Consider the following 13,616-nt stretch of genomic DNA (forward strand, 5'->3'; position numbering starts at 1 on the left):
GAATATATTAAATATTAATTTCTTTAAACTCAATTTCATTGCCATCTACATTGAATTTAAACTCTTCGTCGTTGTAAGTTAGTTTTAATCTATCATCCCACACATATTCAACATTTTCAATTTTATCTTTATTTTTCAACAATATATCTATTAATTTTGTCATATCAATTTTATAGTCATCGGAGCTCCTAATTTCCTCATCATTAACATCGGATTTAAGTATTAAACATTTGTCCAAATCTCCAATATGGTAGTTGTTTTCTTTGTAATTCACTTTAATTAATAATTTTGGAGTTTGTCCTATTTTACTTCTACTGATTAGGTTTTTTGTTCCATTCCATATGGCATCGATGAGTTTATTTATGTCTTCGTTTGATAGATTGGTATGTTTTGCAGCATTTTCGTTTATTATTCCATAAAATGATATTAATGAGTATGGAACGACATATTCTTCCCTAAAAGTCTTCTGTCCTTTATCCTTTCCAGATGCAAATGCCCCCGTACCTTTTACAAACATTAGCTCTACTTTGTGGAGAGATTTTCCAAATCTAAACTGAACAGGTCCTGTGAGTGTAATGGAACCTCCTTTATTTTTATTTAATTCGATAGGGATTGTTCCTCCAAAAAGTCTAACATCGATACAGTTGTTTAAAATATTGTTTTGCATTATTTCTTTCATATCGTTTAAAGTTAGTTTTGATTTGTCAATTTTATTGTTGTCTTCCCCATGAAGAAAATCCTCAGCCCTCAACTTTGCATCTTGAATATTACCTTTATCATCTTCAATTTCCCTTACAAATATTTCTTCTCCATTAAAGTTATTTAAATAATCTCTAATGGTTCTTTTTAACCTAACATCACTTACTAAATTTATTCCAGTAGATGGGTCAATCCTTGGTTTGTTATCGTCCAACGGGTCTCCATTTGGATTTATGTATTGGGCATCGTATAAAAATATTAATTCACTTCTATTTATGGCGTTTGATTCAGTATTACTCATTTTTTTCACCCTCATTGTTTTTATTATTTTTTAAGTTATCAAAAACGGAGCTTAGGGACATACCTAATGAAAATATGTAGGATATTTCATTGTTTGACAAATTCCAATTACTTCCTGAATTTATATATTTAAGTGCAATTTCTTTTTTTAGGGGAGAATAATAATTAATACCATCTTCCTGCCCATATTCCATTAATTTTTGACTTGCCTCCTTGAATATGTTTTCAACTTTGGATTTATCCAATTTTAAACCTTGAAGTTTTGCTAAAAACGGCTTTGACTGTCGTTTATGGGCTTGAAGATTTAAAAGTTTATTAACCAACACACCAGTTAAAAACACTGCCTTTTTATCCTCACTGTTGAAAAACTCCTCATAATCTTCAAAAAACTTATCTATTTCACTGTAATCGTATGATGATTTTTCTAAAATAATATCACCCCTCGGTTTTAAGTCAATATTTAATAGATTTGTATTAATTAGGAAGTAGATAATCATAAATGATTTATAGGTGGATAAACTGATGGATTCACTGTTTTTAAATTCTCGCCGTATTTTTGAGATAAATTGGTTAATTATGTAATGATAATCGATTTTTTCATTTGAAAATATGCTGTTTATCAGTTTTAAAAATATTTCATTATCGTTATCAACAAATTCTTTGATATATCCCAATAAAAACCTTAACTCTTCCAAATCCTCGCTATTTTTGAATATTGAAACGAAATAATCTCGCTGATTTTTATTTAATTTTTTTAAATTAACATTTACTTTATAGTTTTTAAATAATGGAATGTTTTCAGTTTTTTCCATGGCCTTATATAATATACTAAATCTTGAAGGAAGAACATCCTCAATCATTTGAAGAACTTTGAAATCATTACCTTCATTAAAAAACATAAATGTTGTATAACAGTAAATGTCGTTGTTTTTTAAAACGCTAAATAATCTTTTTTCCTCTTTTGAATACTTCCCATTAATTTTATTCTCTTTTGATGATAATTCTTTGTATCGTTCCAATACTCTTTCTAAATCCCCCTCAAATAAAACCTTTGGAATCATATAAAATTCTGTTCCGTAGAATCTATCCCTTAAATTTTCATCCAAATATTTTTTCCCCTCTTCAACAGCCAATGCACATTTTAAACATATTGGAAAGGTTTTCCATGCCTCATTTGGATTAAATCCACTTACATTTCCAATTTTATCCACGGAGTAAAACCCAAATTTTCTAAACAACCCATATACTTCATTTTCTTTATTACATATTGAACATACACCGGAGCTCCTTGAAGTTATTTTACCAGTTTTTATATAATAATAATCCATGGTTGCCTTGTATATAAAGTAATTTCTAAATTCTTCAATATCTCCAACAAAATATTCATTTTCGCCATCTTTAAATGTTATGGTCAATATAGTGCCGTCTTTTCCTTTTTTGTCGATGATATCGCTTAAAATTTTATCTTCATTATCTTTTAAGGATTTTTCTAATTTTTTAAGTAAATTAGATTCTTTACAATTTTTATGATTTATTGTTTCGGACACCGCTTTGATTATCTTTTTTTTCAGGGTTTTTTCAGATTCTGTAATTTTAGAAGTTGGTGAAAAATCGGCACCGTTGGGAGCTCCTGCTTTATACATTAATTTTAGTATTTTACTTTTATCGAATTCATCAATATTAACCCCCAAATAATTCATCGTATTATAATCAAAAGTTATTTTCAATATATCTTTATAATTTCCCTTTACATTTGGATTTTCGACCAATATGGATAATGGATTATTCAAATCTTTTCCTTCATTTTTTATTATATAATTTCCAATTTGTGCTACACTGGATAACATACTCCCCCCATTAATACAGTAAATAAATATTAACATATAAATATAGTAATAATTATATTAATATAGTATATAAATTTTTTGTTATATAAATTTTTTATTTCAAAATTAAAAAAATAAAATGGGGAAATATGGATTTACTTTTGAAAACTAATGGATTTTTCATATCTAAAAAAGAAGATAGATTCCGCGTAGAATTAGAAAAAGATGGTAAAATCATAAAAACAGACATACCTGCAACAAAAATAGAAAGAATAATCCTTTCAAACAATGGAACAATCACTACGGGGGCGATATCTCTTGCCATTGAAAATAATATTCCAATAATATTTTTAAAATGGGAAGAACCAACAGGCATGATTTGGCATTGTAGAATTGGAAAAACTGCTAAAACTCGAAGAAGTCAGCTAAAATTTAGTGAATCCATTAATGGCATAAGGTTTGCGTCCAATTGGATTAAACAAAAGATGGGAAACCAGTTGAATTATCTAAAAGACTTAAAGAAGAACCATAATCATAAAGGTGATTTTGATACAGTAATAAAAAATATTAATAACTACATTATGGAGCTCACCCAATACACAAATAACATCGATGATAAATTACCACACAGAGAAATAAAAGATACTATAATTGGGATAGAAGGAATTGCTTCAAAATACTACTTTGAAGGTATAAATCATGCCCTGCCTAAGAATTATAAATTCAAAGAAAGAAGTAGAAGACCTGCAAGGGATAAGTTTAATGCCCTTCTAAATTATGGATATGGAATGCTTTATCCAATGGTTGAAAAATGCCTTATTGTTGCAGGATTAGACCCATATGTTGGTTTTATACATGCCGATAATTATAATAAAACTACACTGGTTTATGATGTAATTGAAATGTATAGGGCCCATATAGATAGAGGAGTTGTGAATTTTATAAACTCTAAAAAAGTTAAGGGTAGTCATTTTAATATTTTGGAAAACGGGATTTCATTATCTGATGATGGAAAGGGGGAGTTTGCACCGTATATAAAAGATATCGTATTTGGAAAGGAATTTTATTTTAAGAATAAAAAATATTTATTGCCTGATTTTATACAGAAGGAATGTTATGAGATTGCCAAATCAATAAGGGGGAAGATTTTATGATTTATGTGATTTATGACATTAGCGACAATAAAATAAGGAAAAAAATATCGGATAAATGCTTAAATTATGGACTTTACAGGATTCAGAAGTCAGTTTTTGCAGGAAGCTTAAATAACAATAGGGTGGATGAGCTCAGGGTTTTTTGCGAAAATATTTTTAAAGAAGGTGACGAGAACGATAAAATATACATCATTCCAGTATGCAAAAAGTGTTTTGGAAGTTTGATATGTGTGGGGGAAGAATTTGATAAAGATTTAATCACAGATAATAAAAATACGCTGGTGCTTTAAATGAGCGATGAAGAGATGATAACAGTTTCCGATGTCGTGGAGTATATGTACTGCCCAAGATTTGTTTATTTTGAGAGAGTTTTAGGCATTCCACAGCATGAAGAAAAAAGGGAAAAAGTTGTTATTGGTAGGAACATCCATGAATTAAGGGAGAAAATAAACAAAGGATACATTAGAAAAAGTATAAATGCAAAATCAAAATACATTGATGTTTATTTATCATCTAAAAAGTATAGAATTGTTGGGGTAGTGGATGAGATTGTAGAGCTTAGGGATGGTAGCTATTCACCACTTGATTATAAGTTCGCCGAGTTTAAGAATAAGTTGTTTAAGACTCATAAGTATCAATCGGTGCTTTATGGGTTGTTAATTAAGGATAATTTTGATGTAGATGTTAAAAAAGGCTATGTGGTTTATGTTAGAAGCGGGAATTTAGTTAAGGAAATAGAATTTAAGAAAAAAGATTTTGATGATGCAGTTGCCTTTGTCGATTTGATATTTGATATAATTGAAAATGAAGAATTTCCTGATGGTATTAAGGTAAATAAAAGAAAATGTATTGATTGCTGTTATAGGAATGTGTGTTGTAAGTGATTAATATTTTTGATATTATATATTAGTTTTTCTAATTTTGCTTTCTTGCTCTTACGAGCTCAGCGAGTAAGTCAGAAAAAATCCTATGGATTTTTTTACTGCCTACGGCATCGTATGAATTCCGAAGGAATTCTGAGATTTATATACTACCTTGGTAAAAATAGTACTAGAAAAATGCGAAAAAGTATTACTATTAATATTTGAATATTATACTTATTTTTTGTTTATTCTTTTTATTTATTATTATTATGCAAATATACGCTTGAACTGTGTAGTATATATAAAATAAAAACTAAATAGAAATTTTTAAAAATTTGGAGTATATAAATGTAATTAATATTTTTAATGTATGTGATTAGAAATATTAATATTGCTTTCTTGATTTTATATACTATTTGATAATCAACCAGTAAGAAAAAATTGATAAAAATCGAAAGGCATATAAGGGAGAAAAACCATAAAAGAAGGTAAGAAGTATAGGGTCTAAAAAACACATCCATTAAAACAAGGATGGAAACTCGTGTTCACTTATGGCTATAATCTGTTTTGGGTCTAAAAGACACATCCATTAAAACAAGGATGGAAACTTTCCATTGTGGTAGCTTCATAATTACAGTTCGTCTAAAAGACACATCCATTAAAACAAGGATGGAAACTAATTATTTCGCATGATGTTGCAGAGCATTGAATATGTCTAAAAGACACATCCATTAAAACAAGGATGGAAACGACATAATATCTCACCAATTTGGTAGTTGTGGCAGTCTAAAAGACACATCCATTAAAACAAGGATGGAAACTTGGAGTTAGCCCTTGCAGGAGTTGGAAAGGTGTCTAAAAGACACATCCATTAAAACAAGGATGGAAACTTTCCCTTATATCTCATTAATAATTTTACGGCGTAGCGTCTAAAAGACACATCCATTAAAACAAGGATGGAAACTGCATATATAAATTCAAATATGTCGATATTACAAAAGTCTAAAAGACACATCCATTAAAACAAGGATGGAAACGGACAGTAAAAACATTATCAGACTATACGGAGGTAAAGTCTAAAAGACACATCCATTAAAACAAGGATGGAAACTTGTTGTTATGTCGGTGTCTGTTAAATCAAATTTCAAGTCTAAAAGACACATCCATTAAAACAAGGATGGAAACTTTTGGAGCCATTCATAATTTTGATTAATTCCATGTCTAAAAGACACATCCATTAAAACAAGGATGGAAACTGCATATATAAATTCAAATATGTCGATATTACAAAAGTCTAAAAGACACATCCATTAAAACAAGGATGGAAACGGACAGTAAAAACATTATCAGACTATACGGAGGTAAAGTCTAAAAGACACATCCATTAAAACAAGGATGGAAACTTGTTGTTATGTCGGTGTCTGTTAAATCAAATTTCAAGTCTAAAAGACACATCCATTAAAACAAGGATGGAAACTTTTGGAGCCATTCATAATTTTGATTAATTCCATGTCTAAAAGACACATCCATTAAAACAAGGATGGAAACGATCTGATGGAATCATTGAAATTATTGCAAATCCGTCTAAAAGACACATCCATTAAAACAAGGATGGAAACATATTTTTGATATTGTTTTCATATTTTGCCTCTGTCTAAAAGACACATCCATTAAAACAAGGATGGAAACATATTTTTGATATTGTTTTCATATTTTGCCTCTGTCTAAAAGACACATCCATTAAAACAAGGATGGAAACTTGTGGCGTTATTATCTCTATTGTGCAGGTCATGTCTAAAAGACACATCCATTAAAACAAGGATGGAAACTGTATATGTATCCTTGGAGCTCCGAGAAATCAGTTTAATCATAATTAGCATTCAAAATAATTATACTTCGTAATTGAACAATCTCAATCGTTTGGTAATTTTATCAACTCTAATTCCTATCAAACAGAGATGCTAATTATTATAATATACATAATAGAGCTCAGGTGGCGTGTAGTTTTTAGTTTTTTATATTGTTATGGGTAATAATTAGTTTAAATACAATATATAAGGTTATAAATGATTTATTATTTCCTTATTTAATTTGTCAAATATGTTTTCTTTTTCTTTACTATTTGCGATTTTGAAGAATTCTGATTTAATACTTTTGAAATAATTATTAATATCTTCATTGACTCCATTCTGTTCCAGCATTTTATTTATTTTTTCTTTATTTATCCCTTCAAAACCATGAGCCACTATTGTTGTGTGTCTTAAGTTGTTATGGTTCTTTTTATACTTTTTCTGTATTTTTTCATATACTCTAATTTCATCTGAATAATTACCATATAGATATGATATCAATTCATAATATAATGGGGTATTTATGGTAGTTCTATAATATGTCTTGCCATTGTTGGTTTTTTTACACTTTTCTTCAATGAAATTTGCTAATTTTCTTATGCCCGGAGGATTGTATGAATTACCCCTTTGAATACCTCCCACTAAATATTTTAAATAACTTCCAAGTTTATTATTTAAATCATCTACTCCCATATCTTTAGTATCAATCAACCCTGATGGAAGATTATTGCCTAATTTATAACTAATTTTAGTTTTCGTTTTTTCAAACCACTTTAAAACAAAATACTGTCCCATAGCCTCTTCCAATCTATAAACCCTTGCTAAAAAGTTTGCATAGTTTCTATTTCTTAATTCAATTTCCATATTATCTAAAAGTTCAAGAATAAGATATTTTAATTTTTTAATGGTATTATTTTCTCTCATGAGTTTCTTCAATCTTTCCTCTTCATGAGATTTTAAAGCATTGTAGAAATCAAAATTTAATCTATAATTTAAATGTTCTATTAGATTTAGTATTTTTTTATCATCTGTATAGTATTCTTTAAATGATAATGCACCTGCATAATTGTAATTTTTAATTATATCTTTTACTTTCTCTTTTATTATTTGTTTTTCAAATGAGCTCATGTTTTCTAAATTAATATTCCCTCCACTAACCTCTACTACTTCTATTTTTTCCTTAAATAATGTTGCCAATCTTATAGATTCCTTACTTGTTGGAACACCCCCACTTATTTCAAATATTATTTTATCAAATATCTCGTAGTTGTTATGGATTATATTCAGTATATGGTTAAACCATATATCCAACTTTGATGCATTGAATTTGGCTTCCCTTATCACAACTTTATCTTTAAAACCATTTTCTTCTAAGAATCTTTTAATAATTTCTGCTTCAATAAATGTATCTCCTTTTTTATACCTATCTTCAAGGTCATTTTCGTTTTGCTGATTTGTTGGAATTAATATAATTTTTTCTACGGTTCCATTTAATTGATTTTCGATATAATCTAAACAAGGCTGTATGATTGGTAATGTAATATAATTTTTTATACTATCATAATTTTTTAATATTTTGCAAGTATGGTCTAAAAAATTATTTTTTTTAAGATACAATTCATTGGAGTCCAAATCTTTGCCATTATCAAATATATCTCCTAAAATATTTTTTAATTCTTGTTCATGCTCTTTTTTAAATTGAATATCCCTATTTCCCAGTGTGCAAATTAAACAAATGCTCATGGTCTCACTTTAAATTTTTTTTAATAAATATTAAATAAATATATAAATTTATATAAGTTTATTGATTAATCTTTTTATTAAATCTATATCATCTATGATTTTATTTTCGTTGGATTTATCTTTATCATATAACTCAATTATATTCTTTTTAGAAACCCCCATGAATCCATGTGCCAATACTGATTTATTTCTCAAATCTGATAAACATTCTACTTTTTTTAATTTTTCAGTGGTTTTTTTAGTTTTGTTATTATTATTTAATTTAATGATTATATCATGAATAGGTTTATATTTTTTAAATCCTTTTTTATCAATTAAATATCCCACTAAATAAAAGAGAGAATTCCTATTAACGCCTTTATCTACTTGTATATGTCCCTCAATTAGATATTTTTTTACATCCGGATTTTCTTCCAATAACTCTTCATATCCTTGAAATTTACCTTTCTCTTTATCCATTGATTTATTAAATTCTTTTTCTACAATCGTTATTAACACAGCCTCTTCTAATCTAAATAATCTACCCACAAAATCTACATAGTCTCCATTTTTCCACTTACGAATCATGGTATCTATTAGTAAATTAATTAGTAGTTTATATCTATTGATATTCTCTTTTATATCCTTAGTAGGTTCGTTACTATCTAACTTTTCTAACGATTTTATTTCCTTTCTAATATGTTTTTTATTGTCAATATTGGCTTTCTTAAAAGCCTTATTAAGTTCATCAATTGCTTGTTCAAAATCAAATAAATTTTTAAAATGCAGGGCTCTTAATTTATGGTATTCCCAATCTTCAATGAGCCCATACTTTTTCCCAACCTCAGACGCCAATAGATACATTTCTGAATCCATATATGCATCATATTCTTCATTTTTAAATTTTTTAAATAACATCTCCCCAATGTTATTTTCCTGTGGTTTTTTGCCGTGTGGTTTGTAAAATATCTTTGTTTTTGTTTCCCACCTTAGCACTCCATTTATTATAAGACTTGATATTTGAGCAGGAGCTCCCCCAGTTATTCCAAGATATACATCATCATAATCATTACTGAACTTATTAAAAATTGTAGAATATTCTTCAAGCATTAATGCATAATCAGAAGGATTTTTATTTATTTTGACAATTTCGACATTGCCTTTTAATTTTGGATATTTCCTTATTAGCCATTCTTTTATTATTTCAGCGGAATAATATGTATCTTGATTATGTGAATTTTCCTGCATTGTTGCCAACAATTTAATATTCATTTCATCATAAAGTTCATATATGCTTTTTATACTATCTTTAATTAAAATTGGTTCTAAGTTTAATTCTTCATAAGCCTTGCTTAAATATAATTCTTTTGTAAATTCAAAAAAACTTTTAAGATTCAAATTTTTTTCTGTTATCTCCTGATATTTTTTATCACATTTTTCACGAAGCCTTTTAGGGCCTTCTTCTGCATCCTTAGTCTTATCGAATAGTGCAATTTCTCCAAATCCTAAATCCCTATTTCCAACATTTGATAAAAACAGTGCTTTACTCATTTTTATTCCTCCGTTATTTTTACCCATCCCATTGGAATGTTTTTATTACTATCTAATACCCTTGTTCTTGGAAATTCAATATAATGTCTTGCACCTTTTAAGGAAGCCTTTAATTTTCTATTTTTCTCCTTTTCAAATATGTTTTTCATAATATTTAAGTATCCTTTTGTATTACCTTTGTCGTGTTTCCACAATAATAGATATATAGTTTTAGATAGATAGGAGCTCCCAGAACCTATTGTTAAATAAAATGAATTATCATTATTTTTTATGTTGTTAAGCAAATTATTGTAAAATTTTATTGTTTCATCCGGTAAATATTTGTTATTTAATTCAAACTCTATTATTGTTTTTGAAAACTTGTTGCACATGTTTTTTATATCTTCAAAATTTTTTGGAAAACCATCTTTTATGGTGAGCTCTACACTGAGCTCTGAATTTTTTTTAAGGACTTCTTTTGGTTCTGGAATGTTATTACTGGATTTTTTATCTTTTCTTACATCCATTGTATTGTATCTTATGGTGTTGATAAATTCGAAATTTTCCTGTGGTATAATATTGCTATCTGTAATTAACAAATATTTAAAGAAATCATCTTTAATATTCCTCCCAATGGCAGTATTTACAACCTCATTTCCTTTTTTATTGTCGTATATTTTTTTATTTTCTAAAATATTAACTAATTTGCCAATATTTTTATCATAATAATCAAAAATATACGCCGTCCTTATAGCACCTTTTAAGGAGCTCCCTGGAACATAGTATTTTCCATTTTGATTTATAAATTTTCTAACCTGCACTCTTGCATCCTTGTTGATTTTACAATCGACTTCTTTTAAAATATGTTCATCAGGATAAAGACCTATGCTCTCATAAGTTTCTTTTACGCCCCCTTTCATTCTATTATTATCCATATTGTGTTTTATTAAATTTACCAATTTGTTTATTTTATTTATATCATCTATACTTTCAAATAATTCTTCTATGTTGATTATTTTTGCTTTTGCTTTATTATTTTCAATATAATAGTCCATGTTGGCATAAACATCTCCATTTCCTATATTTAAAGGAGATATCGTGGTTATTTTTAGAATTTTTTTAGTGGGATTTATTCCATTATTTGGTTTAGTTTTTGATTCATTTGGTCTAAATATATTCATAATCTCCCCTCCTCCTCATTTAATTCTTCATAGAATATTACTGGAATGGAAATTGCATGTCCATTAAGTATTACTTCATGAATTGTCTCATCAGGTCTTAAATTTTCAGTCTTACCTTTGATTTCTTTATCACATATGGAACCTTCTGCAATTGCATATATATTCTTTTTAAGTTTTGTAATGTGCTCCATATGATTTGGTGAAGGGTAAATATAACCTCCGATTTTAATTAGTTGATAATTGCAAAAACTTTCAAATTCTTTTTCGTCATTTGGAACTGCAATGGATAAAGTTAGTCTTTTCTCTTTGGAGATATATTCTTTATTTAAATCTTCGTTGAATTCATCGATTATAATATCTTCAAAAGTTCCAGCTCCAATGCTCCTTTTTCCACCCAATCCTTCATCTTTAATTAAATTTATGGATGCATTGATTTTTTTTGCTAAATCTCCATTAATGCCCATAAAATCAATTAAAAAATAAAATCCAACGATATTTATTATATTTTTATTATTCTTGTCCGTTTTATCTTTTTTATTATCTTTTTTATTCTTTTTTCTTAAAGGTTTTATAAATTCGATTGAATATAACTGCCCCTTGTCATCATCTTCAAGAGTAGTTCCTTTTATTCTATCTATTGAAACCTTTTGTTCTATTATTTTTTTAAATAAATCCATATTTTCAGGATTCTTATATTCAAATTCTTTTTTTTCTTCATCAGATATTAGATACTCTTTACCAATGGTTATTTTTTTCAATTCCTTTTTATTATGGTCTTTTAAAGCATTTAATGATATAAATTTAATTTTTTTAACATCTTTTGGTTTTTCTTCTAATTCTTTTGTAGTATTGTCATCAAATCCTAATTTTAACATAGGTTTTGGTATAAACAGTATTTCTTGCTTGATTTTATTCAAATTATCTAAATTAAATTGATATATTGCAGGATATAGCGACGATATTCTCAATTCTTTTATTTTCTCCGCATATTTTTTAAATTCCTCATCGCCGTATAACCTAACAAAATTATTTACAAGCGCAGAAAACAAACTATGAGAATGTAATATAGTCGAACTTTCAGTTAAATCCCCTTCTCCAAAATGGTATTTGCTATTTTCCTTTGGGATAAGTTTTATAATATTATACATTGTTCCCCTCTAATAATTTTAAAAAATAATTGAAAATAAAATATGAAATTAAAAGTTAATTTTATCTATTAATTTAATTAACTCATCTAAATTATTGTCATCTTTTTCAGTTGCTAATTCAATTTCATTTTTTATACCTTCATAGTACCCTTTTGGTCTATATATTGCTGTTAATTTTTCAAATTTTATTTTACCGTATCCTCTTGAACCGCTTCCTCCCAAATAATCGTCTTCCAATAATTTTATACCTTCAATAAATTTTTTAATTAATTCTTTATCCCTATTTTCATCATATATGTTAAAAACAACTTCATAATCAAATTCACTTCCTGCAACCACTCTTTCAATAAATCTTGGATGTTGCGCGGTTCCTTTAACTCTATCTATTACATTTTCTGGTTTTATTTCTAAATATTCATGAACCGGCTTTTCTTTATTTAAATAAGCATCCCTTACAATAGCTCTTGCAGGTTCTTTTATATTTTCTGATTTATGGGGCCCAAATAACATACAAATTGGACAATCTCCACAATTACATGGCTGTGCTTCACCCTTATTTAATTTATATTTACCATCCTTTACCTCTAACAAACTTCTAATTTTCCCCTTTAACGAACTTCCTGGAATAAATACTCTTCCATTTTTATCTCTTATTACTGGATTGTCAGAGCCTCCTATCTTTAAGGTTTCTGCTATTCCACCAATATGCAATCCGGTTTCTGTTATGATTTTACCTTTTAATATTAGTTTTCCGTTTAAGGTTATTTTATTTTCCATAATCTCGCTCCCCTCTTATTTATCATATATATTATTACAATGTAATTATAATATTATAATTATTGGTTATTATGTCCTTTATGATATGCTACAACAGCTTCAAAAAATGTTTTAAAGTTTTTAAATTTATTTTTGTCATTTTTAATAGTATCTAATATCTTGGTAAATTCTTTTTCCAACATTTTCAACGCTATTTGTTTCCCCTTGTTAGTCTCTTTGCTTGCTTGGTATGCCATTTTTGGCTTTAACAACATTAATTTAAGATACCAATTGTTGTTATTATCTTCATCCTCACTCATTGATTCATCAATTTGAACTACATAATCATAGAAATCCCTTAATTTTGAAGATGGCATGGCTTTAATTTCTTCTGCAAATTTTTCTGCTTTGTTAATCAATATTCCAATATTTTCAGGCCTTAAATTCAATATTTTGTTAATATCATCATTTGACTGCACTGACTCTTCTTCCTTCTTACCTGAATTATGATTTTTTTTCTGATTTCCCATAAAATTACCTCCTCCTTTAAATTTAACATTTGGATTATTTGCCCAGTTCATTTTAAA

At 27.7% G+C, this 13,616-nt stretch carries 11 protein-coding genes and 1 CRISPR repeat array; of the genes, 3 read left to right on the top strand and 8 right to left on the bottom strand.

Annotated elements, in window-relative coordinates; genetic code table 11:
* Window positions 1-7: 7 nt before the first annotated feature.
* Both cas7b and MAEO_RS05405 read right to left on the bottom strand, forming a co-directional pair.
* Complete coding sequence (gene cas7b / locus MAEO_RS05400) at window positions 8-1,000, bottom strand: type I-B CRISPR-associated protein Cas7/Csh2 (protein WP_011973781.1); 993 nt, start codon at window positions 998-1,000, stop codon at window positions 8-10.
* Window positions 993-2,846, bottom strand: a complete 1,854-nt coding sequence (locus MAEO_RS05405) for a TIGR02556 family CRISPR-associated protein (RefSeq protein ID WP_011973782.1) — start codon at window positions 2,844-2,846, stop codon at window positions 993-995. Before MAEO_RS05405 ends, cas7b begins: the two co-directional genes overlap by 8 nt.
* A 128-nt stretch (window positions 2,847-2,974) precedes the next feature.
* Here MAEO_RS05405 and cas1 point away from each other — a divergent pair, with 128 nt between their 5' ends.
* The 3 genes from cas1 to cas4 are packed head-to-tail and all read left to right on the top strand — an operon-like array spanning window position 2,975 to window position 4,863.
* Window positions 2,975-3,979: a CRISPR-associated endonuclease Cas1 gene (cas1, locus tag MAEO_RS05410; protein ID WP_011973783.1), complete on the top strand. Its 1,005-nt coding sequence runs from the start codon at window positions 2,975-2,977 to the stop codon at window positions 3,977-3,979.
* On the top strand, window positions 3,976-4,269 hold the full coding sequence (gene cas2 / locus MAEO_RS05415) for a CRISPR-associated endonuclease Cas2 (protein WP_011973784.1): 294 nt from the start codon (window positions 3,976-3,978) through the stop codon (window positions 4,267-4,269). Before cas1 ends, cas2 begins: the two co-directional genes overlap by 4 nt.
* Complete coding sequence (gene cas4 / locus MAEO_RS05420) at window positions 4,270-4,863, top strand: CRISPR-associated protein Cas4 (protein WP_011973785.1); 594 nt, start codon at window positions 4,270-4,272, stop codon at window positions 4,861-4,863. It begins immediately after the preceding gene.
* Window positions 4,864-5,344: 481 nt separating this feature from the next.
* Window positions 5,345-6,671: direct repeats of the CRISPR family, unit length 37 nt; unit sequence GTCTAAAAGACACATCCATTAAAACAAGGATGGAAAC.
* A 231-nt stretch (window positions 6,672-6,902) separates the two neighbouring features.
* Here the strand turns inward: cas4 and MAEO_RS05425 are convergent.
* From MAEO_RS05425 to csm2, 6 genes are read right to left on the bottom strand one after another with little or no spacing between them, the layout of a single operon-like run.
* Window positions 6,903-8,435, bottom strand: a complete 1,533-nt coding sequence (locus MAEO_RS05425; RefSeq protein ID WP_011973786.1) for a hypothetical protein — start codon at window positions 8,433-8,435, stop codon at window positions 6,903-6,905.
* A 48-nt stretch (window positions 8,436-8,483) separates the two neighbouring features.
* Window positions 8,484-9,965, bottom strand: coding sequence for a hypothetical protein (locus MAEO_RS05430; protein WP_157196826.1), 1,482 nt, complete (start codon window positions 9,963-9,965; stop codon window positions 8,484-8,486).
* Between the two features lie 2 nt (window positions 9,966-9,967).
* On the bottom strand, window positions 9,968-11,125 hold the full coding sequence (csm5, locus tag MAEO_RS05435; protein WP_011973788.1) for a type III-A CRISPR-associated RAMP protein Csm5: 1,158 nt from the start codon (window positions 11,123-11,125) through the stop codon (window positions 9,968-9,970).
* Window positions 11,122-12,273 (bottom strand): type III-A CRISPR-associated RAMP protein Csm4, encoded by a 1,152-nt coding sequence (gene csm4 / locus MAEO_RS05440; RefSeq protein ID WP_011973789.1) that lies wholly within the window; start codon window positions 12,271-12,273, stop codon window positions 11,122-11,124. Before csm4 ends, csm5 begins: the two co-directional genes overlap by 4 nt.
* Window positions 12,274-12,321: 48 nt before the next feature.
* Window positions 12,322-13,050, bottom strand: a complete 729-nt coding sequence (gene csm3, locus MAEO_RS05445) for a type III-A CRISPR-associated RAMP protein Csm3 (protein ID WP_011973790.1) — start codon at window positions 13,048-13,050, stop codon at window positions 12,322-12,324.
* Between the two features lie 59 nt (window positions 13,051-13,109).
* Complete coding sequence (gene csm2 / locus MAEO_RS05450; RefSeq protein ID WP_011973791.1) at window positions 13,110-13,610, bottom strand: type III-A CRISPR-associated protein Csm2; 501 nt, start codon at window positions 13,608-13,610, stop codon at window positions 13,110-13,112.
* Window positions 13,611-13,616 lie beyond the last annotated feature (6 nt).

Origin of the sequence: Methanococcus aeolicus Nankai-3 (assembly GCF_000017185.1) — an archaeon.
Classification (GTDB): domain Archaea; phylum AGJL01; class Methanococci; order Methanococcales; family Methanococcaceae; genus Methanofervidicoccus; species Methanofervidicoccus aeolicus.